This window comes from Algoriphagus sp. SE2, assembly GCF_039563885.1.
Classification (GTDB): Bacteria; Bacteroidota; Bacteroidia; order Cytophagales; family Cyclobacteriaceae; genus Algoriphagus.
The window spans coordinates 61,042-85,738 of the sequence record NZ_JBCLWJ010000006.1 but is presented as its reverse complement, the minus strand read 5'-3'; the positions used below and the strand labels follow the sequence as shown (position 1 = coordinate 85,738).

Below are 24,697 nucleotides of genomic sequence, written 5' to 3'. Positions count from 1 at the left end.
TCTCGTAAGAGGCAGCTTTTTTTATTCACTGTTGATAAAAGTAAATGGAAAACTTCTATTTTAAATTTTAGTATACTTTTTAAAATAAGAATAATGGAAACCTATTTACATTATGTACATGCAGAGCTAGGAATCTGGTTGATTCAAATGAAGAAAAAGCCTAGTCTTTTTGGAAAGATGACTCATGGGATCCAAGGAAAAATCAATAGTTGGATTCCTGAAAAAGTACATATGGCTATCACAATTGCGATAGAAAATATGGTTAAAGCAGTGATTACTGGATCCTCTTGGGTTCGGCCCAAACCCAAAGGAAACCTTGATTTAAAGGAAAGAGAAACTAAAATCCGAAAGAGAATTAAGTGGTATAGAAATACGGCTTCTGTAGAAGGTGCTGTTACGGGAGCTGGAGGTATTCTTTTGGGTTTTGCTGATTTTCCAGCTTTCCTAACGATCAAGATGAAGATGCTTTTTGATATTGCCGCTCTATATGGTTTCGATACCAAGGATTATAAAGAGCGTTTGTTTCTACTTTATGTGTTTCAATTGTGTTTTTCTTCCCAGCAAAGAAGAAATGAATTGATCGGATTGATCGAAAATTGGGATGAATTTCAAGAAACTTTACCAGCTGATTTTAGTCAGTTTGATTGGAAGACTTTTCAGTTAGATTACAGGGATTATATTGATCTTGCTAAACTTGCCCAATTGATTCCAATTGTAGGCGCTGGGGTAGGGGCTATTGCAAATTATAAGCTTACAGAGCAGTTAGGAAGTGTGGCAATGAATGCTTATCGCTTGAGGGTCGTTCAATAAAAAAAGCCTCCCTTAATTCAGGAGGCTTTGTTGGTCCACCAGGGCTCGAACCTGGACTCTTCTGAACCAAAATCAGACGTGTTGCCAGTTACACCATGGACCAGTTAACTAGCGAAAACCAATTGGTTTTCTTTAAAGTGTCACAAAGGTAGATTCTCCTTTCTTTTTTTCCAAGTTGTCGAAAAAAGTTTTTTTGTTTTTGGGCTTAATCCGCTTGTTTTCAGTAGTTAAACTTTTTGTTAATCAATATTGAGAAAGGGTTTGTTCAGTAAGGGTACATAAAATTTTTGAATAAGAAAATACGTAGAAATCGATTGAAATTACCATTATGATAATTTTGGGTCATTATTATTGTTTAATTGAAAATAAATAATCAGTTTTGCCGACAAATCAAAAATCTATTGAATTAACTTTACAACAATGAAAGTAGAAAAACTAGAAAAAACTATTCCTGATGTAATTCAGAAGCTTGAGAAATTAAAACTTGGGGACTCATTGGCTGCTGAGCTTTCCTGGTGCTGGGTAAGCTTCAAAAACGATAACAATCCTGTGGGTGTTATCGAGAAGTCTCAAAAAGCGATTTCACTTTTCAAAGAAATCAGAGAAACCAACAGCAGAGCGGTTTCTAAAAAATTGATCGAAGATCTAGAGAAGTCTCTTAACTAAGTTTAAAAAAGAAAAGCTCACCATTTGGTGAGCTTTTTTATTTCAAATATGTTTTTGCGGCTTATTCGCCTACAACTACAAATTTTACATCTGTTTTAACTTCTCTATGTAAGTCAACTTCAGCAGCGAATTCTCCTGCGCCGTCAACTGGGACATTGATAGAGATTTTCTTTCTATCTATGTCGATTCCATTAGCTGCAAGTGCATCTGCAATCTGAAGTGTAGTTACTTTTCCGAAGATTTTACCTGATTCTCCTATTTTAGCTTTGATTTCAAGCGTTAATGCTTTTAATTTCTCGGCGATATTTTCAGCTTCAGTTTTAATTTTCTCTGCTTTGTGCGCAGCTTGCTTGATATTCTCGGCAAGAATTTTCTTGTTTGAGCCAGTTGCTAAAACTGCATACCCTTGAGGGATAAGATAGTTTCTTCCATAACCAGGCTTTACATCAACCAAGTCGTTTTTATAGCCAAGACCTTTGATGTCTGTTTTTAGAATGATTTCCATTTGTAATGATCTTTTTTGATTGGACGATACAAGACCGATTTATTTCAAACCATCGGTTACGAATGGCAACAAAGCCAAGTGTCTTGCTTTTTTGATGGCATTTGCAACTTTCTTCTGGTACTTTGCAGAGTTTCCAGTAAGTCTTCTTGGAAGGATTTTACCTTGTTCGTTTACAAATTTCAACAAGAAGTTTGGGTCTTTGTAATCAATGTACTTAATACCATGCTTCTTGAATCGGCAATACTTCTTTCTGATTTCGCCTCTATTGATTGGCTCGTTGATAAGTGTCATTTTGTGGCTTCCTCCTTAGCTTCAGATTTTTTGTTAAACTCTCCTTTTCTTCTTCTTTCGGCATAAGCAATACCATGCTTTTCCAAAACAGTAGTCAAGAATCTCATCACTTTTTCATCTCTTCTAAATTCTAATTCGAATTTACGGATGATAGTTGGATCGGCCTTGAACTCAACCAAAACATAAAAACCTGTCGTCTTCTTGTCGATGGGATATGCCATCTTCTTAAGACCCCAGTTTTCCACATTAATAACATCTGCCCCCTCTTCTTTTAGCAAGTTCACAAACTTGTCTACGGTATCCTTCATCTGAACATCAGACAAAACGGGAGTTAAAATGAATACCGTCTCGTAATTTCTTTGGAACATTTTTAAATGTGTTTAAGGAATTTAATAAACAGACCGCAAAAGTAAGAGAAATCAAGCTTTAATCCTAGAGGATGTCTAAATGAAAAAATATATTCCAAAAAAAAACCTCCAATAGGAGGCCTTTCTTATTTCACTGAGAAGGTTTTTGACCCAATTTGATAATTATCTACAAATATTTTGACTTCGTGAGTTCCGGAATTATAATCTGACCCCTTTTCATAATAGAAAGTCAATTCTTGTTCCGTGTTATCGAAAATAATATCCTGTCGCACAGTGTAGAATTCTTCAACACCATCCATCATAAAAGTACCGGATCCTTTAGCTACATCAAAAATTGGTTGCGAATTAGGAGCCAATATCTGCACGTAGACATTCCTAGGGCCTTTTTCTGCAACTTTATTATCAGCAAAAGAAAAACTTACTTTAATTCGCTCAATCTGTCTGTTTTTAAAATCTTTCGTAGTTTCAATTCTTTCTTTTCCTCTGGAATTCACAGCAGCAATATTGATGTTTTCGGCTTTTAGCATTGCTGCAATATTAACCTTTGCCTGTAAATCCTCTTTTTGAATATTTAGTTGCGCTACTTCCTCTTCTATTTCTGCCTGAGTAGTTTTTAAATCTTGATTTTCTGCAAACAGCTGCTGGTTCATTGCCCGAAGCTCCAGTATTTCTTGATCCTTTTCTTCGATTAATCCACTGTAACTTCTTATTTTTTGATTAAGTGCAGCTATTTCATTGGCACTTCTTTGTCTCGAAGTATTTCTTTCGGCAATAAGTTGATCTCTTACCTGTTCTAATGCTACAATGTCTCCGCCCAATTTTTCAATTTCCTGGATCCTTAAATCCAATTGGTAGGTTACCGAATCTAATCGTTTATTTAGTTCATTGTTTTCAGTAGACAATAATAGGATTTCTTTGGTCTTTTTACTTCTATCTACATAATCAGTATATAATTTTATTCCACTGATAATCACTAAAAGTACAAGAACAATAATAATAATATTTTTACCTTGTTCTTTCTTTGGGTTTGTTTCTGACTCGAAATTAGTGCTCATAATTTTGAAATAGCTGTTGTTTAATGACTTTTTTAGACGAAAACTTCTGGTCTAATCGTTATAACTTTGGTCAAACTGGATGGGATATTGGATATCCTTCTCCTCCTATTGTGCAATTTTTAGACCAAATTGAAAAAAAAGAAGTTGAAATTCTGATACCAGGGGCTGGTAATGGATATGAAGCCTTATATGCTTTTAAAAATGGTTTCAAAAATGTAAATATTCTTGACTTTGCTTCTGAGCCTTTAAGAAAGTTTAAATCCAAAGTTTCAGATTTCCCAGACTCCAACATACATCATGAGGATTTTTTTCAACATAATCGTAACTACGACTTAATTCTTGAGCAAACCTTTTTTTGTGCACTTGAGCCATCTTTAAGGCCTAAATATGTTGAGAAGATGATAGAATTACTTAAACCAGGAGGAAAATTAGTTGGGGTATTATTCAACAGAATATTTGATAAGGCTGGTCCACCTTTTGGAGGATCACAGGAGGAATATCAGGCTTTGTTTGAAAGTAAGTTTCAGGAAGTGTCCTTTTCCCAATGCTACAATTCAATTCCTGAAAGGATGGGGGCCGAATTATTCTTTCAGACTAAAAAATCAGATGTCTAATATGTATTCTGATTTTTGGTGCGTAGAATCAAAAAATACAATCCCGCATTCATAAAAATCCATGCTTAATTTTACTTTTAGATTATTCTTGATTTGATGCCAGGCTTTTTCCATTTCTTTTGACCAGTGAATATCACCAATCGCAATTATTGATTTTTCACTTACTTTTTCTAAAATTAATTCAAAGTACTCAATAGTTCCAGTGTATGTGTGATTTGCATCAAGCAATGCAAAATCTACCGTTTCAATTTTAGAAAGAATTTCCGGAAGTGTATTAGAAATATCCCCCAAAACATATTGGGTATTAGAATATCCTGAGCTTACCTTTGCTAAATTTTGGATTTCTAGTGACCCTTCAAAGGTAAATAGGATGCCCTGTGTTTTTTGAGATAAATAGCGCGTTGTGATCCCCATACAGGTACCAAGCTCAAGCACGGTCCTAGCAGGTGTGAGCTGGCAGAAATATTGATACAAAAGTCCAAACTTCTTAGAACTTGTACTAAACTTAGTAATATCAGCTACTTTTCGTTTTTTAAAATTCACTTTTTTAGATCCTGCACCAAGATCCAAAACTTCAATTTCCTTGTCTGAGTCTAGCAATTTTCTTCTGTATACTTCAATCTCTTGAAAAGAAGAATCGGTCAATTTAATGTAATCTTTTAAACCTTGATATATGTTGAATACGAATGGAGACTGAAGTGAATAGCTGTCTTCCTTTTTCAGCCAATATTTGAAATAAGCAAAAAGTGGAAAAAGTTTTTTAAGCAAATTAATTATGGAAAATATTTGCAATCATTTGAAATTCAGGAACTTCAACTTCTATTCTTTTCCTGTCATAGAGTTTCTCCATAAAATAAACCCCTTTCATTTTCCCAAGACCTGATTTTAAATTGCACCCTGAAACATAACTATGGGATTGACCTTTTTCTAAAATGGGTTGTTGACCTACTACTCCATCACCTTCAACAATTTTTATTGTTTCAGCTGCGTCAAAAATTTCCCATTTCCTTCTTAATAATTGGACAGTGTGTGGGCTTTTGTTATGAATTGTTACTTTGTAGGTGAAAACATAATGGTGTTGCTGGGGACTGGAGAATTCAGCCTGATAAGTAACCTCAACACTTACTTGAATTCCTTCTGTAATAGCAGTAACCATGATATATAAGTTAAAAGGTTATAAATATACAATTGAAAATCAGAAAAACAATATTGTTAACTATGAATGTAAAAATAGAGCCTAGTTGGAAGAAAGTTTTAGAGCAGGCATTTCAGCAAGATTCTTTCTCTAAACTCGTTTTATTTGTTAAAGACGAATATTCTAAAGATAAGATTTTCCCTGAGGGGAAGAATATTTTTAATGCCTTTTGGCATTGTCCTCTAGATAAGGTCAAAATTGTGATTTTAGGCCAAGATCCCTATCATGGTCCCGGCCAGGCCCATGGACTTTCTTTTTCGGTCAAACCTGGAATCCCATTCCCTCCAAGTTTATTAAATATTTTTAAAGAAATAAAATCAGATTTGGGGAAAGACTTGCCCCCTAATGGTGATTTGACGAGATGGGCCGATCAAGGTGTTTTTTTATTAAACGCAACTTTGACTGTTAAGGCACATCAAGCGGGTTCTCATCAAAAAAAGGGGTGGGAAGAGTTTACAGATGAAGTAATTAAAACCATTAGTAGAGAAAAAGAAAATGTGGTTTTTATGCTTTGGGGAGCTTTTGCTCAAAAAAAGTCTGAATTGATAGATTCCACAAAACACTATATTTTAAAAGCTCCTCATCCTAGTCCACTTTCTGCTCATCGCGGGTTTTTAGGGTGTCGTCATTTTTCAAAATCAAACGAATACCTTATTTCAAAAGGATTGACTCCAATAGAATGGTAAAAAGAAAGGCCGGATAATGCCCGGCCTTCATTTATTCTATTCCTTTAAAGAATCTACTCCATCGAATCTTACCAAACATTGATTCATATTTGTCCAAGGATAACCACAAGAACCAAGCCTTACCAACGATATGGTCTTCTGGTACAAAACCCCAAAACCTCGAGTCCAAGGAGTCATGTCGGTTATCTCCCATCATGAAATAATAGTCCTGTTTAAATGTATAATTGTCTACTTTTTGCCCATCAATCACCAGCGCACCATTTCCCATCATAACAGATTCATGACCTTCGTATTTTTCAATTGTAAAAAAATACTTTTCTAAATTCTCTTTGGTCAATTCAATTGTTTCACCTTTTGATGGGATTTTCAGGGGGCCGAAATTGTCTGCATTCCATTTATAGTCGGTATTAGCGGGAAAAATCCTAGGGTCTCTGTAGCTAGATTTTTCAATTCTTTTAGTAACAGATGTAACTACAGGCGAGGATTCTAATCTGGAAATAATCTCATCCGTAGCAAAAACAAGATAGCCTGAACCATCAGTAAAGGCTAAAAAACTTTCTGGATTAACTCCATATTCCTTGAAGAAATCTGTATTCAATGGACGGGAAGTAATCACGTCATAAGAATACTGCATCTCTTCAGGTTTAAAACCTACTTCCCCATTTACATATAAATCACCATTTTTGATTTCGATAACATCCCCTGGTATTCCCACTGCTCTTTTAATATAATTTGTCTTAAGATCAGGAGGATATTGAAACTCTACTGGGTAATTAAAAACTACCACATCATATCTTTCAACATCACTGAAACCGGGAAGTCTGTAATATGGAAACTCAATAGCATCGCTATACGAAGGAATTTCTGTTCCCCAGATTTTCTGATGCGTCAATGGGACTTGCAATGGCGTTTTAGGAAACCTTGTCCCATAATGCATTTTACTTACAAATAAAAAATCCCCTACAAGAAGTGATTTTTCCATTGAAGCAGTTGGAATGGTAAAAGGCTCTAATAATAACCATCTGATTAAACTTGCGGCTACGACTGCAAAAACCAATGCATCAACCCATTCACGAGTTGGGGATTTTTTCTTTTTTGGCTGGCTCATTTTGTATAAATAATATCAGAAAGATAGAAAATCATCCATCGAAAGCACTCCTTTTTTAGAAGGAATCCATTCGGCTACCAATACTGCCCCTAGCGCAAATCCTTCACGGCTGTGTGCAGTATGTGTTATTTCTATGTCATCAATTGGAGATTCGTATTTAATTATATGCGTACCTGGAGCTGGATCGATTCGTTTTGAAGTGATTTCCACAGATTGATTAGAGGACTGTTTTTCACTTTTTAGATTCCAGGAATTTTTGGACTTTAGATTTTTAATAATTCCTTCTACCAGAGTGATGGCTGTTCCAGAAGGAGCATCTTTTTTGGCTGTATGATGAATTTCTTCCACAGAAACTTGATATCCATCTGTTTCATTCATCAATTTGGATAGAAATTCATTTACCTTAAAGAAGATGTTGACACCGATGCTGAAATTCGAAGCATAAAAGAAACTTCCCTTCTTAGCGCGGGTCATTTCTTCTACTTCAGCCTTCTTTTCGAGCCAGCCGGTGGTACCGACTACAATTGGAATTTGTCTTTGTATGGCCCAGGAAATGTTTTCATAAGCTGCTTCGGGTTGGCTAAATTCAATCGCAACATCAATAGAGTTTGGATCTAATTTCTCTAGATCTTCTCTGTTATCAATATTGATTTTTCCGGCAATTGAGTGTCCTCGAGATTCTCCGATTTCACCAATGATTTTTCCCATTTTGCCATACCCAAGTAATAATATATTCATTTTTAAAATTTCAGTTTTAAGGAAACTCCCATTGAATTGTTATTCGCTGAAAATGTTTCAAAATGTGGTTCAATTCCTAATGCTAAATCATCAGAAATATCAAAACCTGATAAATGTGCATCTACATTCGCATCAATAAGATTTAATGCATAGATAGCACCAAGTAATAAATAGCATAAATCCCTGTTTCTCCTCCAATAATCAACATTTCTCACCAAAGCATCTCGATTTAGATTTGGAAAATCATTGATATTGCCATCATCAAAATCGAATAATGCCTGACGGAAAACTTGGTATCTCCGATTGTTAAATCGGATAAAATAGACATCTGTCATTATCCCGGCATATAAAATTGGAACTTTCCATGCTTTGTTATTATATACCTGACCAGCACCTGGTAAAATAGCCGAGTATATAGTTGCCTTTCTTGGATTCTTTGGAAGATTGGAGTAGTCAGGTTTTTCTTTTTTTTCGGAGGTTTTTATGTTATCTAATTCTACTTCTTGACTAAATGCTCCGCAATTTACAAATAAGCATAAAATTAAAAGTCCCAGGAAGGTCCATGGGGCTTTTGGTGGTTGAAATTTATGAAAAATTAAGGCTTTCAACGTTTAAATGATTTCCAGTATTTCCAGAATTCGATTAAGATCGGAAGTAGAATTGAAAGGGATTTTTATTTCACCTTTATTTTTATTATTGGCCTTTAAAGAAACTTTTGTCCCAAAATGTGATGCTAATCTCTGTTGAATTTTACTAATCTCATATTTTTTGACTGGGTCCAAACCTTGTTCGCTGGTTTTCTCAGGCCTTCCTTCATTTAATGCTTTTACTAATGCTTCAACTTTCCTTACACTTAATTCCTCATCAACTGCTTTCTTGAAAATTGCCAATTGTTTATCAACATCCTCTATATTAATCAAAGCTCTGGCATGACCCATGGATATCTGTTGATCTCGGATAGCTGCTTGGATTGTAGGAGGTAATTTGAGTAATCTTAGATAATTATTAACAGTTGTCCTGTTTTTACCAACACGATCACCTAATTGTTCTTGTTTCAGGTCACATTCTACCAATAATCTCTGATAAGAATGAGCAATTTCAAGCGCATTTAGATTCTCTCTTTGAATATTTTCAATCAATGCCATCTCTAGCATTTGCTGATCATTGGCAGTTCTTACATAAGCGGGTATTTGGGTAAGACCTGCTAATTTTGAGGCTTGAAATCTTCTTTCACCGGAAATCAGCTGATATTCCTTGTTGTCTATTTTTCTAACAGTAATGGGCTGGATGATACCTTGAACTTTTATTGATTCTGCCAGTTCGCTTAGCGCCTCTTTATCGAAATATATTCTTGGTTGGAAGGGATTTACTTGTATTTCTTCTAATGGAATTTCAAATATACCAGTTTTAACTACTTCTGGTAAAATCTCTTCCGACTTATGTTTTGCAGGACTATCCTCCAGCAAAGCTCCGAGACCACGTCCAAGTGCGCTCTTTTTTCGATTAGGCTTATTATCTGACATAATTAACTGTTCACTTTTTGAAGTCCATTCTTTTGAGCAATTTCACTAGCTAGGTTTAGATAGGCTATCGCTCCTTTTCCATCTGCATCAAAAGCGATAGCAGGAAGACCAAAAGATGGCGCCTCACTTAAACGGACATTTCGAGGTATAATTGTAGTAAAAACCATGTTCTTGAAATGTATTCTTACCTCTTCAACAACTTGGTTGGAAAGGCGAAGTCTCACGTCATACATGGTGAGTAATATTCCTTCAATTTCCAAATCAGGGTTTAATCTGGTTTGGATAATCTTGATGGTATTAAGGAGTTTCCCTAATCCTTCTAGGGCAAAATACTCGCACTGTACTGGAATAATTACTGAATTTGCAGCTGTTAAAGCATTTATTGTAATCAGTCCTAATGAAGGGGAACAATCAATAATAATAAAATCATACTGATCTTTAAGGTTGGAAATGACCCCCTTCATTTTCTCCTCCCGATTGTCTAGATTGATCATCTCTACTTCAGCACCTACCAGGTCTATATGCGAAGGTACCAAATCCAAATAATCAATTTCTGTTTTCAAGATGATCTCATTGATATCGATTTCATCTACCATACATTCATATATGCTGGAATTAATCGATTTCGGATCGTGCCCTAATCCTGAAGTAGTATTTGCCTGGGGATCTGCATCAATAACCAGGGTCTTAAATTCTAATACAGCAAGACTGGCAGCGAGGTTCATCGCTGTTGTGGTTTTTCCCACTCCGCCTTTTTGATTGGCTATGGCAATGATTTTTCCCATGTAATTTTTTTCTCGGGTAATTGAATATCAATATTAATCAAAATCAATTCTTTTTCGGCTGATACCAACGCTTTTTTTAAAGGCAATCGATATTGAAAGGTAACCATTGAGGATTGATCCATATCAAATATTGAAGTCTATTTATGGAAAATTAATATAAAATATTTTTAAACTCGGATTCCTTTTCTATAAATCTTTAAAGATTAGTTAAAGTTAATTAATATCAGAAAAATTAAGGGAGCCTTTTTGAAGCTCCCTAATCTTATTTTTTTCTGTTCGAATCGGCTGCTTTCATAGCCTCTTCCAGTTTTTGCTGGAACTTTGATTTCTTTTTATTTACATTTTTCGCTTTACTTTCTTCAACTTTTGCTCTGATTTTCGTGTCATCAACAAATAGTTTAATGACTGCCTGCTGACCAAATGTCACCATGTTGGAAACAAAATAATAGAAACTTAAACCTGCCGGGTAAGAGTTTAGGATAAACATAAACATCACAGGCATGATATATCCCAAGTTTTTCATCGGGCCTTGAGCAGTTGTCAATTGATTATTGAAATGAGTATATACTATTTGGGAAACGGTCATCAATAATGTAAATAAACTGACATGAGATCCATAGAAAGGAATCGTAAATGGCAGATTGAAAAACGTATCATAAGTAGATAAATCACTGGCCCATAGAAAAGATTCCTGTCTTAGTTGGATAGCATTCGGGAAAAAGAAAAACATCGCAAAAAGGAATGGCATTTGAAGTACCATAGGTAGACAACCAGAAATAGGACTAACTCCCAATTGCCCAAAAAGCTTCATTTGCTCTTGCTGCATTTTGGTTGCATCATCGCCATATTTTTCTTTCAGCTCATCAATTTCAGGTTTGATCACTCTCATTTTAGCCATGCCTATGTAGGATTTATAGGTTAATGGGGAGAGTGCAAGCTTGATAATAAAGACTATCAGAATGATAATTACGCCATAATTGCTAAAGTACTTCTCCAAGAAAGCGAAAAGGTTTACAATGATGTACTTATTCACCCAACTCACGAAAAAGTAACCCATGTCTACATTTTTCTCAAAGCCTTCTGTTACCTTCTTAAGTGTTTTGTAATTATCCGGACCAAAATAATACGTGTAATCAGCCGTTCCTTCTTTAAGTGGAATATCCATGGAAGCTTCCATGAACTTCACAATGGAACTATCTCCAGGAGTGCTTTGTGCAAGACTAACATTTTGGAATGAATCTGAAGCAATTAATCCTGCTGTAAAAAACCGCTGACTAAATCCAATCCATTTTACAGGTTCCTGTACTTGTTCTTGTTCTAAGTCATCACCAACACCAAGATTTTCATATGAACCGGTATTCAAATAATAATTTACTTGGGTTTTTCTTCTTGATTCTGCCAAGTCTCTTTCATGTGCTCTTACTTGATCTGCCCATGTGAGTCGGATTGAATTCCCTGTGAAATAGCCAGAATACCGGTCTATTTCCAAAGACTTGTGAACCTCATAAGTCCCGTCTTTTAAACTGAAAACGTGAGTAATCTGACCACTTTCAGTAGCGGCACTCAATGTTAAAACATGAATGGTTGAACCGTCTTCGTCTTGTTCAGTTTGAAGGTCGGATGTATAATAAAGATCATTCAAAGAAATCAAACCCACTCTGCTTTCTATGCTAAAGTCCATTTGTGAACTTTCTTTATCGATAAGTAAAAGGGGCTGTTGTTCCCAGTTCTTGAATTCTTTAAGGTTTACCTCATCAATTAACGCTCCTTTTGAGGAGACAGTAACCTGAATGAGGTCATTTTCTAAAGAAATTTGATTTTCTTCACCGGAGGTCAACACAGCCAATTCGCCATATTTTGCAATACTCTGAGCAGATTGAAGAGAATCATTTTCTGAAAGGAGAGTACTTTGCATAGCCGATGGTACATCTCGCTCTGCAGATTCAGTTTGAGCTGGTACTTGTGTTTCTTCTGTCGGTATTTCAGGGCTACTCGCGAAGAAAAGGGAGTAGACTAAAATTACTGCAGCAAAAAGGATTAAGCCAGTCGCTTGATTTTTGTCCATAATAATTGGATAGAATAGGGACGGATGTCCCGCAAATTATCTTTGTTACTTTATTTTCTTATTGTCGATTGCCGCTTGAATGAATTTCACAAAAAGAGGCTGAGGGTTTAAAACGGTACTTTTATACTCTGGATGAAATTGAACGCCAACAAACCAAGGATGGTTTTTGATTTCAATGATTTCAACCAATTTAGTTTCTGGATTTTTCCCCGTAGCAAACATTCCTTTGCTTTCTAATTCTGGTAAAAACTCATTATTAAACTCATATCTGTGACGGTGTCTTTCCTGAATTTTAGTTTTTCCATAAGAGTTAAAAGCCTTACTCCCTTTTTTAAGGTCACAAGCATATGACCCCAATCTCATGGTTCCACCCATTTGGTCAATTTTTTTCTGTTCTTCCATCAGAGAAATTACAGGGTAAGGAGTATATGGATCCATTTCTGTGCTATTGGCTTTATGAAAGCCTAGCACATTTCGGGCAAATTCAATCACCGCTACCTGCATTCCAAGACATATTCCAAAGAATGGGATTTTATTTTCTCTTGCGTATTTAACAGTTTCTATTTTACCTTCAAATCCTCTTTCTCCAAAACCTGGAGCTACCAAAATCCCATCAAGATCAGTTAATTTCTCTTCGTAATTCCCGGGGTTAATTTCTTCAGAGGACATCAGTTTCAAATTCACTTTACATTCGATGGAAGCTCCTGCATGAGTAAATGATTCAATAATAGATTTATATGCATCAGGAAGTGAAACATATTTACCTATAAGACCAATAGTTACTTCTTGTGTTGGATTCTTGAGTTTACCCAAAAAGTCCTTCCAATTTTCTAAATCTGTATTCTCCTTTGAAGAAAGTTTCAATTTAGTCATTACCCTTTCGTCCAATTTCTCCTTTTTCATTAGAAGAGGGACATCGTAAATAGAATCAGCGTCCATTGCTTCAATCACAGAATTTAACTGCACATTACAGAAAAGAGCTAATTTTTTCTTCACATCATTTGGCAAATGGTATTCGGAACGACAAACTAATATGTCTGGCTGAATACCTGCTTCAAGTAACTGCTTTACAGAATGTTGCGTAGGTTTGGTTTTTAGCTCTTTTGCAGCCTTTAAATAAGGAATTAAGGTTAAATGGATTACAAGAAAATTATTTGGACCTAAATCCCATTTTGCCTGCCTGACAGCTTCAATAAATGGTAATGACTCAATATCACCTACACAGCCTCCAATTTCGGTAATTACAACATCATATTTTCCCTCCTCACCGAGTTTGTAGAAATTTGATTTGATTTCATCTGTGATGTGAGGAATGACCTGAACTGTTTTTCCAAGATACTCACCCTTTCGTTCTTTGGTAATTACGTTATTATAAATTCTTCCCGTAGTAATGTTGTTATTCTGAGAGGTAGTAATACTTAGAAACCGTTCATAATGCCCTAGATCTAAATCAGTTTCTGCTCCATCATCCGTGACATAACATTCTCCATGTTCATATGGATTTAATGTGCCCGGGTCAATATTTAGGTATGGATCGAATTTTTGGATAGTTACTTTGAAACCCCTGGATTGTAATAACTTGCCTAAAGAGGCAGCGATAATACCTTTTCCGAGTGAGGAGGTAACCCCTCCTGTAATAAATATGTACTTAGTTGTTGATCCCATAAGAATGGAGGCAGGATGTTTTTTTGTTTGAATTCTTATGGGGCTCAAAATTACGGAATTTTCCCGATTAAGGGCTTTTATCCCTTTGATTTTTATTAATTACTGCGAATTAAGTTTTCTTTGAGGTTAAATTATTCCAATTTAAATGAGATGTACTATTCAAAAAACATAGGAATGAAGTCGGCAAAAAAATAGTTTGAAGAAATTCTGAATTCAAAAATCTCATAGCCAAACTTTCATGAATAAATTGCATTAATTTAATAACAATATAATATAAGTAATGCAATTAAGGATGGTTAATAGGTTGAAAATAAGCTAGTTCTTTATTTAAAATGATTCTATAAATTACTCCAGGTTGAATCCTTTTATTTAATTTATAGTTCAAAATTTATAATATGTAAACTGATAATCTTTTTTTAAGCTTAATTTACAGAGTACAAAGTCAGAGTGAAATAGTTATATTTTATTCAAGGATTCGGTTAGATAGGCTGAAGGAATATTCAAAAATTTTCTAATTGGATTTATCCTCATTTTTTAATTCTGAATAATTATCAAAAATTATCCGGTATTCCTTAAAGTAGAATTATACATAACCATTTTAAAGTCATTATTCTTTAATTGCATTTCTTTTCCTTTTTTCCCCTAAAACAAATGGTTTATTTAATATTTCTCCCATTTTAAAGTCTATAGAACCGAGATGTAAAATGTCCTTAAGGTTTCATGAGCTTTATTTATTGGAAATATTATTTAATTTTCTAACGTCATTTTCACCTTTAGATACTTATTGAATTTAGTTTTTAAATGAAATATTGGATTAATTTCAGATCTTTGAAATTATTATTATAAAATTATTTTTTTCATTTTTAGTAATTGTTAAAATATATATATTGCAAATGGTTATTAAAATTTGAATAAACTATTTTCACAATGAAAGAATTAATCAAAGAATCTATTAATGATTTGAAAAAGAGTGATGGCTTTGTGTATGTTACAGCTGATGGAAATAAAATAGATTTACATGAGGCCGCGGCAAAAGGAATTCCTGTTACTCCTGTAAATCCAAAAGATGAGGTTATTAAGAAATTGGATGCTGCAGGTTTACATCTTTTAGATAGTAAATTTGTGAATGACTTAAATGAATTAATTTCTCTAATTAGTGGCTCAGGCTCTTCTAAGGGCAAAACGGGTAAAAGGAGAACATTTACTGACTCTGAAAAAACGAAAATTGTAGAGGAATGGAAAAAAGTAGAAGCTGCTGGAAAGAAAACTAAAGCAGCATTTGCTAGAGAAATTGGTGTTGGATACCAAACTTTCATTAATTGGCTGAGAGGTTAATTATTCTTTTCCTTCTTGAATAAGAAAAGGCAGCTAAATAAGCTGCCTTTTCTTATTCTACTCTTAATCGTTTGGAGGTATATATAATCCAACTAAACATTAATAAACTAAAAGCTAGCAATGCTGTATTGAAAATCGAACCAAATTGGATTTTTGGTATTCCCAATGTTGGAAATTTTAAATTTAAAATAGAAGGGGTTAACTCTGTGATTTTAGTCAAATAACTTATAGATGTTTCGTCTCCTGGAACAATAATTAAAGTGATTATTCCAATAAATAGAATTCCAGCAACAATCAGTTTTAATGCAAAAGGAGAAATAAGAGGTTGATATGCAATAGAATTTTTCTTTTCTATTTTTGAAATAATTCTTTTATGAAAATCTATAGAGGGAGATTCACTACCAATTTCGGAGAATAAACTCTTAATAAATTCTTCTTCCTGAATATTAAAATTTTTCATAACAGGTTAATTAATTCTTGATTTGTGATCTTTTGCAAAGATGCTAAAAGGCTTTTTCTACCTCTATGCAAAAGTATTTTAATATGTGATTCTGTTAAGTCAGTAATTTGCTCGATTTCCTTGATACTCTGTTGTTCAAGATAAAATAAAGTTAGAATAGCGGATTCAGTAGGCTTTATAGAATTAAGTGCTTTTTTTATTAAAGTCTTTCTTTCTTCGATTTGCAATTGCTCCATTCCACTTTTAAATTCTGTGGGATTTTCTTTTGTGTCTTTTATTTCGTCTAAATTAACCAGAATTCTTTTTGACCTACGTAACCTACCTAGAGCTTCATTATAAATAATTTTATAAAGCCATGTTGTGAACTTTGATTTACCCTCAAAGGAATTGAGAGAATAATACACTTTCATAAAAGCATCTTGTGCCGCCTCTTCAGCCTCTTCCTGATTCTTTAAAATTCGAAAAGCTAAGGTATAGGCATACTTCTCATGTTTTTGGATAAGCTGTCCAAAAGCATTGAGATCACCTTCCAAGGTTTTTTCTATATAAAAAGAATCTTCTTTAAAATGCATTCTATCCTGAGATGCAATAAGTCCCAAAGAAGTTACAAATTATTTTTTATAATTTTTTGTAACCTTTCTTCCTAAGGATTGCATCAAAGAAGAAAAATCATAAACACACATTATTATGGACGCTACTACTGTATTAGTAAACTTGATCATCTTCTCTACGCTATTTGGAATAGTTTATATGTTTTTGACAAGTAGAAATAAAGAAAGACTTGCCTTGATTGAAAAAGGTGCTGATGCGACAGTCTTTAATTCAGGAAAGAAATTCAGTTTTGCTGAAGGTATTATGAATCTTGCATTGCTTGCTATTGGTATTGGAATAGGGGTTTTAGTAGGAGCTTCGTTAGAGCAGAGTGGAATGGCAAGTGAAGTTGCCTTTACCTCTTCCATCTTTATCTTTGGTGGGGTTGGGTTAATGACAAGTATTTTTGTTAATAGAAAGCTTATTAAAAAAGAAGACTAAACCAATGCTTACTTGCGAAAAAAACCTCCTTATTTAAGGAGGTTTTTTTGTTCTAAATCCATTTAAAAAGGTTGCTCTCAATATTCTGATTATTTTTGTGTCAAAAAAACAGACATTGGATCATCCTCATTTTCTAAAATTATTCAAAAAAGAAGGTATTCTCTCCATAAAAGAGGGGAATGGAAAAGTAATTACCCTAATGTCCCCTGACAAGTGGCGGTCAGAGATGGGAAATGATTGGATATATTTACTCTTTGATATATTTCAAATAAGATCTATCTGTGAACAATATTCGGAAGTATCTCTGGATATCGTGGAGTTTGCCTCGAAACCAACAATTTATCATAGTAAACCAAATAGGGTGATTCCAGAAGGTCCATTAATTAATGATACGTTGAAGTTTTCTTTGATTCGCGAGCCAAACTGGAATAAATTACTTTTCCAGATTTCAAAACCTACCTTGGTAAAAATCGCAACAGAAGCTAAAGCTGATGTGAAGACAGATTTACTATTTCCCTTATTTAGTCCAGGTACTAAAGAAATGTATTTAGGGGCAGAGGGAGACGTGAAAATTTTGAAAGGATGAATTTTAAATCACACCTAAAGGGAAAAGAAGTTTTTGAAAGAGTAGCAAATGCAGCAGAAAAGCTGAATTTGAAAACCTACGTTGTTGGTGGCTATGTCAGGGATTTGATATTGGATAGAGGGGAAATTTCTAAAGACATTGACTTTACTTGTGTAGGAAGTGGGATTGAGTTAGCAAAAGAGGTAGCAGCTGGTTTTGACTTCCATGTCCCTTTATCGGTATTTAAAAACTTTGGGACAGCGATGCTCAAACTTGAAGACTGGGAACTTGAATTTGTTGGTGCAAGGAAAGAATCCTATAGATCTGAATCTAGAAAACCAATTGTGGAAGATGGTTCCCTTCAAGAGGATTTAGAAAGACGCGATTTTACTATTAATGCAATGGCGATTTCTCTGAATAGGGAGGACTACGGAGAGCTCTTAGATCCCTTTGAAGGAGTTGCAGACATTAAGAGAAAAATTATAAAAACGCCATTAGAACCTAGTATAACCTTTTCAGATGACCCATTGAGGATGATGCGGGCTGTGAGATTTGCTGCTCAATTGGATTTCGATATTGAGGCTGAAACCTTTTTCGCATTAACTGAAAATGCATCACGTTTGAAAATCATATCTGCTGAAAGAATCATTGATGAATTGAACAAAATACTGTTAGTACCAAAACCTTCTTATGGGTTTAAGTTATTATTTGCTTCAAAATTACTTCATCAATTTTTTCCTGAAATGGTGGCGCTACAAGGAGTTGATTCAGTTGATGATAAAACTCACAAGGATAACTTTTATCATACCCTTCAAGTCTTAGATAATGTTTCTCAGATGAGTGATGATCTTTGGTTAAGATGGGCAGCCGTACTCCATGATATAGCAAAGCCTGCTACCAAGAGATTTAATTCTAAAGTTGGGTGGACATTCCATGGGCATGAAGATAAAGGTGCTAAGATGACACCTGGAATTTTCCGCAGGCTTAAGTTGCCGATGGACGAACGTATGAAATTTGTTCAAAAATTGGTTAGACTTCACTTACGTCCAATAGCCTTAGTAAAAGATGAAGTTACCGACTCGGCCTTAAGAAGATTATTGTTTGATGCCGGTGATGATATAGATTCTTTAATGAAACTATGCAGGGCAGATGTAACATCTAAAAATAACAAACGTGTAAAACGGTACCTCGAAAACTTCGATAAAGTAGAAAAGAAATTACTTGAAGTCGAAGAAAAAGATCAGGTGAGGAACTTCCAACCACCAATTTCAGGAGAGGAAATAATGGAAATATTTGGACTTTCGCCATCAAAAATCGTTGGAGAGATTAAAGAAGAAATTAAAGAAGCTATATTGGAGGGCAAAATTCAAAACAAGCCTGACGAGGCAAGAGAGTTGATGGTTGAAATCGCTAATTCTAAAGGTGTATTTCCTGTCAAAGATCTACCAAAATCATCATCAAAATAAATTAAATAGAAAAAATGAAGCGCGTATTATTCATGCTGCTACTGGTGCTATGTGCCAGTCCAATTATTGCCCAAACTACATCGGATTCTATTCCTAGACTGGATTCCAAAACAAGAAGAGTTTTAAATTCTCAGGATCAGGCATCTTATCAACTTGCTTTAAGATATGCAGATCCTCTAGTTGCAAGAACAAAACTTTATGAGCTAATGGTAAGAAACCCGGAAGATTTAAGATATCCGGAGCTATTGGCGGGTTTGTATTTCGAAAATAATCTTTACACCTCTGCAGCTTTAGTAGCTATGGATGTTTTGAGTGTCAATGACAAAAGTGTAGGTGCTTTAGAAATCGCAGCGTATTCTCTTGAACAAGTGGGGGCTCTTGACAGAGCTTTACCTCATTTTGAAAGTTTATACTTACTTACAGGGGACAACTTTAGTCTATACAAATCAGGGTTTATTCAATACTCTTTGAAGCGTTATGAAGAAGCTTTAAATTCGGCAAATATGCTGATTAAAAATGCCAAGTCAGATGAAAAAATAGGATTTAATACTGCAGATAATGTGACTCAGGAGGTCAGTATGAAAGCTGCAGCACTGAATTTGAAGGGAATGATTTATTTGGACCAAGGTTCTAAGCCTGAAGCTAAAACAGCTTTTGAAGAAGCAATACAACTTGACTCTAATTATGAGCTAGCAAAAGAAAATTTAAAAAAGGCACAATAAATAAGAAAGTGTTTTTAGAAAAGACTGGCATTTATGCTAGTCTTTTTTTTGTCTATAACCTTAAGAAAAAAATAGAAAGTAAGCTAGAGTCGTTGTAGCTAAAGATATCAATAGGCTAATCAGAATAATTTTAAAATAATTAGTAACGATAATCTTTGAATTGGGGCCTTGATTTACAACAGTTCTATACGGCTTAATTACCTCTTGAATTAAAGCCAAACATCCCAAAAAATAAATTAGTAAAATCAGAAGTAAACTTGCTACTAATTCCATCGATTATAGTTTATTCTCTAATTTACCTTCAAAAATTACTTTTTACACCTAGATTTAAAAACTTAACAATTTGATAATGAGTAAAAAAAAAGCGACTCGAAAGAGTCGCTTTTAAATTATATTTTTAGTACTTATTTAATTGCTACTTGATCGACATTTCCATCTGGGTCTCCTATTACAGCTCCACCGTTTCTAGGAGTTCCCCAAATCAATAAACCACATACATGAGGAGAAGCCATTGATGTCCCGCTATAGGAAGCATATCCACCAGGAACCGTAGATAAGACACCTACTCCAGGGGCTGCAAAATCAATTGGTGGGTTACCATAATTTGAAAAAGAGGCATAAACGTCATTGCTATTTATAGCTGAAACAGTATAAATATTAGGGCCATTGGCTCTTGCAGGCGAATGGTTGTTTGCATCATCAGATTCATTTCCAGCTGCCAATGCAACTTTAATTCCACTAGCTCCCAAAGCTTCAACAGCTGCGTCAAGTGCGGTAGAAACTGGTCCTCCCAAACTCATATTAGCTACATCTCCGTTTGATGCATTTGCTGCAACAAAGTTAACACCAGCTATCACTCCAGAATAAGATCCTGAACCTCTGGAGTTAAGAACTTTAACCGGAACCACAGTCGCGCCAGCTGCAACTCCAACTACACCGATAGAATTATTGATAGCGGCAACAGTCCCTGCAACATGAGTGCCATGACCATTTCCATCAGATCCTAAATTAGAATCTTTACCAGAAGTAAAAGCATTAAAACCTGCATTCACATTCACATTAAGGTCAGGATGGCTTGAGTCAATTCCTGAATCAATAATGTAAGCTTTTTTCGAGCCGGTATACGTATCTCCGCCTCCAACTCTTGTGATTCCATATGGGGTTGATTGAGAAGGTGTGCCGCCACCACCTCCTCCTCCACCTGGTCCTTTACCAGGAGGTGGAGCTAAGGCTATTACTCGGTCTGGCTCTATTGCTTTTATACTTGGGTCTTTCTCTAGAAGTTCTGCTTGCTCATCTGTTAGGGTTACAGAGAAACCTTCAATGGTGCTTCCATAAACATATCCCAAGTTATCTTCATTTATTCTGTACTTGGCCAAAAGTTCTGACCCTGTTTTTCGCATTGAAGCTTGAACAGCATCATAAGACATGTCCTTCCTAAAGTTTAATCCAGTTGGCTGCAGTGTCACAATGTATTTACCTGGAATAAGGTCACCAGATTTAAACCCAATAAATTCCACGGTATCTGACGAAATAGGAGCTTCTTCCTGTGGTTGGCAGGAAAAAGCCAATGCTCCAATGGCTAGTCCAGCTAACATCACTGGTCTTCTCCAAAGTTTGTTTTGGTTGATCATAATTGTTTAGTTGATTAATTGGTAAAAAGCCTTTATTAACGGTATAATATTCGTTTAAAGGACTAGAATCTCTAAATAATCTTTTAAATTACCAATTATTTTTAAAGAAAAAATAGTAATAAAAAAATGGCCTCAATTTCTTGAGGCCAAAATGCAATTATTTGATTATCTGATTTTCTATCATTCGTCCAGATCTGATTTTCCTGTCGAGTGTTCCTCCGATATCTTTTCTGTCCAAGGTTTCAAATCTACCAGAAGAAGGAATTCCCGTGATTTGTTCGATAGCTGTCCTTAAAAGGAGCTCAGTAACATCACCAAGTGGTCTTAATCTCTCTGATGATTCCTTTTTGGTAATATTTGGTTTAAAACCCGTTGTATAATCTGATTGGTCCAGACTATTGAAACTTTGAGATACTATTGGTAAAATTCCATAAGGATTTTCATCGTTTTCCTCATCTTCAAAAGGAATAGACCCCACGTTTTTTCCATAAGTGACATCACCAATGATATACACATCCATGTAAGGTTTCAGACCATTGATAACCAATTCAGAGGCTGAGGCTGTTCTGGAGGAGGTCAATATATAGACCCGGTTTCCTTCAAGGATATTTCCTAGATTTTGTGTTTTTGATTTGAAGGAAGTTTTCACATCACTCAACTCGGGGATCTCTGTCATGAGAAAATTATTGTACTTAGTTTTTGAGAAGATGTCAGAAGAAGTAACTGATGGGGCAATTAAACTTGCAAGGTTTGTTGCTGAACTTACATAGCCACCTCCATTATATCTAAAGTCAATTATTAAGTGATTGATGTTAGAAGATTTGAATTTTGAAAAAATCTCATCTACCTGATCATCATAGGTTGAATTTGATCCTCCAGGACCTGGGGCAAAGAAATTGTACATAAAATACCCAATCCTTTGATCATCAACTAAATAAACTGAATCGATATAATTCGGATTTTCTGATAATTGAATAGTTTCCAGAGTTATTGGTGCTTGTTCCTCAAAAACAAGTGTACCCGGATTCAGGCTTAAATAAGTTATGCTGTGCTGAGATTCAATTTGACCTAATAATTCACGATAATTTTCAGTCGTTATCTGAGTACCATTTATTTTTGTAATTATGTCTCCTCTGACTAAGCCAGCACTTTCTGCAGGACTTCCTTTTTTCACGTAGGAGATTTCAGCAATTACGTTTGTACTTCCCTCACTTTCTAGGTAAAGTTGGAATTCATAACCCGCTTCCAAAGTTATTCCATTCAAACTATTTATTAACTCCTGGTAATCTGGATATATTACAGAAAATCTATCTGTAGGTCTGTTTAGTAGTGCTTCAAAATAGTCTTCAGGGTCTGAATCTTCTGCAATGGGTGTCCCAAGATCATCTAACCAATAATAGACTTCATCCATTACGTCCAAGATCCATTTATTTACTGCAATTTCTGAACTTGGATCAATTACCGGTTCTGTATCTTCTTTGTCTTTACAACTCCACCCAAAAACCATCAAGGATAGGAGCAGAGCTAGTTGAAGTGATTTGGTTAATCTCATAAGGGTTGATTTAATAAGCTCTTTATGAACGAAATATAGAGGTGGATGTTTGGGTATAATTAAAATTTAATAGTAAGATGATCCAAATGTGACATCATGGGTTTTGCTATCTAGCAGTTTGCCATTTTCACATTTTAGTACTCTATAAGGATACTTACGTAATAACTCGTGGTTATGGGTTGCCATGAGAATAGAAGTCCCTTTTTTATTGATTTCTTGAAAAAGCTTAAAAATCCCATCAGCAACATCAGGGTCAAGGTTCCCGGTTGGTTCATCAGCTAATAGAATAGATGGTTCATTTAACAAAGCTCTTGCAATTACGACCCGCTGTTGTTCACCTCCTGATAATTGATGAGGCATTTTACTTGCTGCATTAGTTAGACCCACGAGTAAAAGAACTTCAGCCATCCTTGCTTTTATTTTTGAAGAATCTTTCCATCCTGTCGCCTTCATGACGAATATTAGGTTTTCCGCAACAGTCCTGTCGTTGAAGAGCTGGAAGTCCTGAAAGACGATCCCTATTTTTCGTCTTAAAAAAGGTATTTCTTTAGTTTTAATCTTAGTTAGGTCAAAACCAGCGATTTCTACTATTCCACTTTTGAGTTCTAAATCTGCATATAGAGTCTTCAATAAAGAACTTTTGCCACTTCCTGTTCGTCCAATCAAAAACACGAATTCATGCTGCTCAATTGAAAAATCGACATCAGATAAAATGGGATCAATTCCTTGGAATATTGTTGCATTACTTACCTGTAATACTGGTTCAGTATTGAAATCCATTTTTATAAATCTAATTTTTGAAGTTTACCAAAAGGCAATCCCTGAATTAACGATTCCAAAGCTTCTTCCTTGCCTTCCAATCCAAATTTTTCAATATTTTTTAATGGTCTGTCTGCTCTAAAATAGGCGACCAAAACGAAATTTTCATCTCGAATCTGAATATAATCTGGGATTTTAGCTTTGCCTTTTACTTTGATAATGTACATAGTGTTAAATTAAAAAAAGACCGATAAAAATCGGCCTTCTTCTGATTATTTTCCCGCCGCTTTAGCATGATCTGCCAGGAATTGGGCCAAGCCCGAATCTGTTAAGGGATGTTTTAATAAACCTGTAATTACTTTTAGAGGACAAGTTACTACGTCTGCTCCAATTTCAGCACACTTAATTAAATGCATAGAGTGTCTTACTGATGCTGCTAAAACCTCTGTTTCGAAGCCATAAGTTTGGTAAATATGCACAATTTGTTCAATCAATTGTAAACCATCATATGAGATATCATCCAGTCTTCCGATAAATGGTGAAAGATACGATGCTCCAGCCTTTGCAGCTAAAATAGCTTGTCCAGCAGAGAAAACAAGTGTACAATTTGTTCTGATTCCTTCGCTGTGAAAATATTTGATTGCTTTTACCCCATCCTTGATCATAGGGATTTTCACCACGATTTTATCATCAATTTTTGCGAGTTCTTTACCTTCCTTGATCATGCCCTCAAAATCTGTAGAAATAACCTCTGCACTCACTTTGTCATCGACAATATTACAAATCTCCTTATAATGTGCTCTTACATTGCTTTCCCCGCTAATACCTTCTTTTGCCATTAAGGATGGATTTGTTGTAACTCCGTCTAATACGCCCAAATTATACGCTTCTCTGATTTCATCCAGGTTAGCTGTGTCGATAAAGAATTTCATGTTTAATAAATTAAAATAGGTGTGAATATGCTTTTCTGCCTTTTGAAAAACCCAAAAAAATCCAGATTTCATTGAAAAAGCAGAATCACATATTTAATGGATTCAATTGCCTTAGCAAAGTTAGAAGATAAATCAAGATTAGGAACTGGAATTAAAAAGCCTTCTC

The 24,697-nt window shown here is 35.0% G+C and carries 29 protein-coding genes and 1 tRNA gene; 9 read left to right on the top strand and 21 right to left on the bottom strand.

What is annotated here, in order from left to right:
- Window positions 1-93: 93 nt before the first annotated feature.
- On the top strand, window positions 94-810 hold the full coding sequence (locus AAGF08_RS09260; RefSeq protein ID WP_343510874.1) for an EcsC family protein: 717 nt from the start codon (window positions 94-96) through the stop codon (window positions 808-810).
- A 30-nt stretch (window positions 811-840) separates the two neighbouring features.
- On the opposite strand, the gene AAGF08_RS09255 is transcribed toward AAGF08_RS09260, so the two are convergent.
- Window positions 841-913: transfer RNA gene (locus tag AAGF08_RS09255), tRNA-Gln, on the bottom strand.
- Window positions 914-1,230: 317 nt separating this feature from the next.
- On the opposite strand from AAGF08_RS09255, the gene AAGF08_RS09250 reads away from it, so the two are divergent.
- Window positions 1,231-1,476: a hypothetical protein gene (locus AAGF08_RS09250; RefSeq protein WP_343510873.1), complete on the top strand. Its 246-nt coding sequence runs from the start codon at window positions 1,231-1,233 to the stop codon at window positions 1,474-1,476.
- A gap of 61 nt (window positions 1,477-1,537) precedes the next feature.
- Here AAGF08_RS09250 and rplI read toward each other — a convergent pair whose 3' ends face one another.
- The 4 genes from rplI to AAGF08_RS09230 all read right to left on the bottom strand — a co-directional run bounded on the left by rplI (window position 1,538) and on the right by AAGF08_RS09230 (window position 3,695).
- Window positions 1,538-1,981: a 50S ribosomal protein L9 gene (gene rplI / locus AAGF08_RS09245; protein WP_343510872.1), complete on the bottom strand. Its 444-nt coding sequence runs from the start codon at window positions 1,979-1,981 to the stop codon at window positions 1,538-1,540.
- 39 nt (window positions 1,982-2,020) lie between these two features.
- The gene (rpsR, locus tag AAGF08_RS09240; protein WP_296697597.1) at window positions 2,021-2,272 is read right to left on the bottom strand and encodes a 30S ribosomal protein S18; all 252 of its coding nucleotides are present in this window, start codon (window positions 2,270-2,272) and stop codon (window positions 2,021-2,023) included.
- The gene (rpsF, locus tag AAGF08_RS09235) at window positions 2,269-2,640 is read right to left on the bottom strand and encodes a 30S ribosomal protein S6 (protein WP_343510871.1); all 372 of its coding nucleotides are present in this window, start codon (window positions 2,638-2,640) and stop codon (window positions 2,269-2,271) included. The genes rpsR and rpsF overlap by 4 nt, the downstream gene beginning before the upstream one ends.
- Window positions 2,641-2,765: 125 nt before the next feature.
- Complete coding sequence (locus AAGF08_RS09230) at window positions 2,766-3,695, bottom strand: hypothetical protein (RefSeq protein ID WP_343510870.1); 930 nt, start codon at window positions 3,693-3,695, stop codon at window positions 2,766-2,768.
- 23 nt (window positions 3,696-3,718) lie between these two features.
- Here AAGF08_RS09230 and AAGF08_RS09225 point away from each other — a divergent pair, with 23 nt between their 5' ends.
- Window positions 3,719-4,309: a methyltransferase domain-containing protein gene (locus AAGF08_RS09225; protein ID WP_343510869.1), complete on the top strand. Its 591-nt coding sequence runs from the start codon at window positions 3,719-3,721 to the stop codon at window positions 4,307-4,309.
- On the opposite strand, the gene AAGF08_RS09220 is transcribed toward AAGF08_RS09225, so the two are convergent.
- Both AAGF08_RS09220 and apaG read right to left on the bottom strand, forming a co-directional pair.
- On the bottom strand, window positions 4,298-5,077 hold the full coding sequence (locus AAGF08_RS09220) for a class I SAM-dependent methyltransferase (protein ID WP_343510868.1): 780 nt from the start codon (window positions 5,075-5,077) through the stop codon (window positions 4,298-4,300). The two genes, AAGF08_RS09225 and AAGF08_RS09220, sit on opposite strands and share 12 nt — an antisense overlap.
- Before the next feature lies 1 nt (window position 5,078).
- The gene (gene apaG, locus AAGF08_RS09215; RefSeq protein WP_343510867.1) at window positions 5,079-5,465 is read right to left on the bottom strand and encodes a Co2+/Mg2+ efflux protein ApaG; all 387 of its coding nucleotides are present in this window, start codon (window positions 5,463-5,465) and stop codon (window positions 5,079-5,081) included.
- 62 nt (window positions 5,466-5,527) lie between these two features.
- Between apaG and ung the strand changes: the two genes are divergently transcribed.
- Window positions 5,528-6,190 carry a uracil-DNA glycosylase gene (ung, locus tag AAGF08_RS09210; protein WP_343510866.1) on the top strand — a complete coding sequence of 221 codons (663 nt, stop codon included), beginning with the start codon at window positions 5,528-5,530 and terminating at the stop codon, window positions 6,188-6,190.
- Window positions 6,191-6,221: 31 nt separating this feature from the next.
- On the opposite strand, the gene lepB is transcribed toward ung, so the two are convergent.
- The 7 genes from lepB to AAGF08_RS09175 form a co-directional block, all read right to left on the bottom strand.
- Window positions 6,222-7,298 carry a signal peptidase I gene (lepB, locus tag AAGF08_RS09205; RefSeq protein ID WP_343510865.1) on the bottom strand — a complete coding sequence of 359 codons (1,077 nt, stop codon included), beginning with the start codon at window positions 7,296-7,298 and terminating at the stop codon, window positions 6,222-6,224.
- Window positions 7,299-7,313: 15 nt separating this feature from the next.
- A complete protein-coding gene (dapB, locus tag AAGF08_RS09200) occupies window positions 7,314-8,036 on the bottom strand; it encodes a 4-hydroxy-tetrahydrodipicolinate reductase (protein ID WP_343510864.1) in 723 nt (240 codons plus the stop codon).
- A 2-nt stretch (window positions 8,037-8,038) separates the two neighbouring features.
- Entirely contained in the window at window positions 8,039-8,644 is a 606-nt protein-coding gene (locus AAGF08_RS09195) for a DUF5683 domain-containing protein (protein WP_343510863.1), read from the bottom strand.
- 3 nt (window positions 8,645-8,647) lie between these two features.
- Window positions 8,648-9,559, bottom strand: a complete 912-nt coding sequence (locus AAGF08_RS09190; protein ID WP_343510862.1) for a ParB/RepB/Spo0J family partition protein — start codon at window positions 9,557-9,559, stop codon at window positions 8,648-8,650.
- A 2-nt stretch (window positions 9,560-9,561) separates the two neighbouring features.
- Entirely contained in the window at window positions 9,562-10,344 is a 783-nt protein-coding gene (locus tag AAGF08_RS09185; protein ID WP_343510861.1) for an AAA family ATPase, read from the bottom strand.
- Between the two features lie 262 nt (window positions 10,345-10,606).
- Entirely contained in the window at window positions 10,607-12,409 is a 1,803-nt protein-coding gene (gene yidC / locus AAGF08_RS09180; RefSeq protein WP_343510860.1) for a membrane protein insertase YidC, read from the bottom strand.
- A gap of 45 nt (window positions 12,410-12,454) precedes the next feature.
- Window positions 12,455-14,074: a CTP synthase gene (locus tag AAGF08_RS09175; protein WP_343510859.1), complete on the bottom strand. Its 1,620-nt coding sequence runs from the start codon at window positions 14,072-14,074 to the stop codon at window positions 12,455-12,457.
- Between the two features lie 927 nt (window positions 14,075-15,001).
- Here AAGF08_RS09175 and AAGF08_RS09170 point away from each other — a divergent pair.
- The gene (locus tag AAGF08_RS09170) at window positions 15,002-15,409 is read left to right on the top strand and encodes a hypothetical protein (protein WP_343510858.1); all 408 of its coding nucleotides are present in this window, start codon (window positions 15,002-15,004) and stop codon (window positions 15,407-15,409) included.
- 52 nt (window positions 15,410-15,461) lie between these two features.
- On the opposite strand, the gene AAGF08_RS09165 is transcribed toward AAGF08_RS09170, so the two are convergent.
- Both AAGF08_RS09165 and AAGF08_RS09160 read right to left on the bottom strand, forming a co-directional pair.
- The gene (locus AAGF08_RS09165) at window positions 15,462-15,869 is read right to left on the bottom strand and encodes a hypothetical protein (protein ID WP_343510857.1); all 408 of its coding nucleotides are present in this window, start codon (window positions 15,867-15,869) and stop codon (window positions 15,462-15,464) included.
- Window positions 15,866-16,441 carry an RNA polymerase sigma factor gene (locus AAGF08_RS09160; RefSeq protein WP_343510856.1) on the bottom strand — a complete coding sequence of 192 codons (576 nt, stop codon included), beginning with the start codon at window positions 16,439-16,441 and terminating at the stop codon, window positions 15,866-15,868. The genes AAGF08_RS09165 and AAGF08_RS09160 overlap by 4 nt, the downstream gene beginning before the upstream one ends.
- A 115-nt stretch (window positions 16,442-16,556) precedes the next feature.
- On the opposite strand from AAGF08_RS09160, the gene AAGF08_RS09155 reads away from it, so the two are divergent.
- The 4 genes from AAGF08_RS09155 (at window position 16,557) to AAGF08_RS09140 (ending at window position 19,654) form a co-directional block, all read left to right on the top strand.
- Window positions 16,557-16,901: a DUF6249 domain-containing protein gene (locus AAGF08_RS09155; RefSeq protein ID WP_343510855.1), complete on the top strand. Its 345-nt coding sequence runs from the start codon at window positions 16,557-16,559 to the stop codon at window positions 16,899-16,901.
- A 97-nt stretch (window positions 16,902-16,998) separates the two neighbouring features.
- A complete protein-coding gene (locus tag AAGF08_RS09150) occupies window positions 16,999-17,487 on the top strand; it encodes a hypothetical protein (protein ID WP_343510854.1) in 489 nt (162 codons plus the stop codon).
- Window positions 17,484-18,932 (top strand): HD domain-containing protein, encoded by a 1,449-nt coding sequence (locus tag AAGF08_RS09145; protein WP_343510853.1) that lies wholly within the window; start codon window positions 17,484-17,486, stop codon window positions 18,930-18,932. Before AAGF08_RS09150 ends, AAGF08_RS09145 begins: the two co-directional genes overlap by 4 nt.
- Window positions 18,933-18,946: 14 nt before the next feature.
- Window positions 18,947-19,654: a tetratricopeptide repeat protein gene (locus AAGF08_RS09140; RefSeq protein ID WP_343510852.1), complete on the top strand. Its 708-nt coding sequence runs from the start codon at window positions 18,947-18,949 to the stop codon at window positions 19,652-19,654.
- A 404-nt stretch (window positions 19,655-20,058) separates the two neighbouring features.
- On the opposite strand, the gene AAGF08_RS09135 is transcribed toward AAGF08_RS09140, so the two are convergent.
- From AAGF08_RS09135 to fsa, 5 genes are all read right to left on the bottom strand, one after another.
- A complete protein-coding gene (locus AAGF08_RS09135; protein ID WP_343510851.1) occupies window positions 20,059-21,288 on the bottom strand; it encodes a S8 family peptidase in 1,230 nt (409 codons plus the stop codon).
- Window positions 21,289-21,445: 157 nt separating this feature from the next.
- A complete protein-coding gene (locus tag AAGF08_RS09130) occupies window positions 21,446-22,840 on the bottom strand; it encodes a S41 family peptidase (protein ID WP_343510850.1) in 1,395 nt (464 codons plus the stop codon).
- A gap of 66 nt (window positions 22,841-22,906) precedes the next feature.
- Window positions 22,907-23,620 carry an ATP-binding cassette domain-containing protein gene (locus AAGF08_RS09125; RefSeq protein ID WP_343510849.1) on the bottom strand — a complete coding sequence of 238 codons (714 nt, stop codon included), beginning with the start codon at window positions 23,618-23,620 and terminating at the stop codon, window positions 22,907-22,909.
- A 2-nt stretch (window positions 23,621-23,622) separates the two neighbouring features.
- On the bottom strand, window positions 23,623-23,826 hold the full coding sequence (locus tag AAGF08_RS09120) for a fructose-6-phosphate aldolase (protein ID WP_296704532.1): 204 nt from the start codon (window positions 23,824-23,826) through the stop codon (window positions 23,623-23,625).
- A 45-nt stretch (window positions 23,827-23,871) separates the two neighbouring features.
- On the bottom strand, window positions 23,872-24,531 hold the full coding sequence (fsa, locus tag AAGF08_RS09115; RefSeq protein ID WP_343510848.1) for a fructose-6-phosphate aldolase: 660 nt from the start codon (window positions 24,529-24,531) through the stop codon (window positions 23,872-23,874).
- Window positions 24,532-24,697 lie beyond the last annotated feature (166 nt).

Coding starts and splice junctions, on each gene's coding strand:
- rpsF (WP_343510871.1), bottom strand. CDS start 2,640: ATGTTCCAAAGAAATTACGAGACGGTATTCATTTTAACTCCCGTTTTG.
- apaG (WP_343510867.1), bottom strand. CDS start 5,465: ATGGTTACTGCTATTACAGAAGGAATTCAAGTAAGTGTTGAGGTTACT.
- fsa (WP_343510848.1), bottom strand. CDS start 24,531: ATGAAATTCTTTATCGACACAGCTAACCTGGATGAAATCAGAGAAGCG.
- AAGF08_RS09170 (WP_343510858.1), top strand. CDS start 15,002: ATGAAAGAATTAATCAAAGAATCTATTAATGATTTGAAAAAGAGTGAT.
- AAGF08_RS09145 (WP_343510853.1), top strand. CDS start 17,484: ATGAATTTTAAATCACACCTAAAGGGAAAAGAAGTTTTTGAAAGAGTA.
- lepB (WP_343510865.1), bottom strand. CDS start 7,298: ATGAGCCAGCCAAAAAAGAAAAAATCCCCAACTCGTGAATGGGTTGAT.
- AAGF08_RS09260 (WP_343510874.1), top strand. CDS start 94: ATGGAAACCTATTTACATTATGTACATGCAGAGCTAGGAATCTGGTTG.
- AAGF08_RS09120 (WP_296704532.1), bottom strand. CDS start 23,826: ATGTACATTATCAAAGTAAAAGGCAAAGCTAAAATCCCAGATTATATT.
- AAGF08_RS09155 (WP_343510855.1), top strand. CDS start 16,557: ATGGACGCTACTACTGTATTAGTAAACTTGATCATCTTCTCTACGCTA.
- AAGF08_RS09230 (WP_343510870.1), bottom strand. CDS start 3,695: ATGAGCACTAATTTCGAGTCAGAAACAAACCCAAAGAAAGAACAAGGT.
- AAGF08_RS09250 (WP_343510873.1), top strand. CDS start 1,231: ATGAAAGTAGAAAAACTAGAAAAAACTATTCCTGATGTAATTCAGAAG.
- yidC (WP_343510860.1), bottom strand. CDS start 12,409: ATGGACAAAAATCAAGCGACTGGCTTAATCCTTTTTGCTGCAGTAATT.
- AAGF08_RS09140 (WP_343510852.1), top strand. CDS start 18,947: ATGAAGCGCGTATTATTCATGCTGCTACTGGTGCTATGTGCCAGTCCA.
- AAGF08_RS09175 (WP_343510859.1), bottom strand. CDS start 14,074: ATGGGATCAACAACTAAGTACATATTTATTACAGGAGGGGTTACCTCC.
- ung (WP_343510866.1), top strand. CDS start 5,528: ATGAATGTAAAAATAGAGCCTAGTTGGAAGAAAGTTTTAGAGCAGGCA.
- AAGF08_RS09185 (WP_343510861.1), bottom strand. CDS start 10,344: ATGGGAAAAATCATTGCCATAGCCAATCAAAAAGGCGGAGTGGGAAAA.
- dapB (WP_343510864.1), bottom strand. CDS start 8,036: ATGAATATATTATTACTTGGGTATGGCAAAATGGGAAAAATCATTGGT.
- rpsR (WP_296697597.1), bottom strand. CDS start 2,272: ATGACACTTATCAACGAGCCAATCAATAGAGGCGAAATCAGAAAGAAG.
- AAGF08_RS09125 (WP_343510849.1), bottom strand. CDS start 23,620: ATGGATTTCAATACTGAACCAGTATTACAGGTAAGTAATGCAACAATA.
- AAGF08_RS09130 (WP_343510850.1), bottom strand. CDS start 22,840: ATGAGATTAACCAAATCACTTCAACTAGCTCTGCTCCTATCCTTGATG.
- AAGF08_RS09135 (WP_343510851.1), bottom strand. CDS start 21,288: ATGATCAACCAAAACAAACTTTGGAGAAGACCAGTGATGTTAGCTGGA.
- AAGF08_RS09165 (WP_343510857.1), bottom strand. CDS start 15,869: ATGAAAAATTTTAATATTCAGGAAGAAGAATTTATTAAGAGTTTATTC.
- AAGF08_RS09160 (WP_343510856.1), bottom strand. CDS start 16,441: ATGCATTTTAAAGAAGATTCTTTTTATATAGAAAAAACCTTGGAAGGT.
- AAGF08_RS09225 (WP_343510869.1), top strand. CDS start 3,719: ATGACTTTTTTAGACGAAAACTTCTGGTCTAATCGTTATAACTTTGGT.
- AAGF08_RS09190 (WP_343510862.1), bottom strand. CDS start 9,559: ATGTCAGATAATAAGCCTAATCGAAAAAAGAGCGCACTTGGACGTGGT.
- rplI (WP_343510872.1), bottom strand. CDS start 1,981: ATGGAAATCATTCTAAAAACAGACATCAAAGGTCTTGGCTATAAAAAC.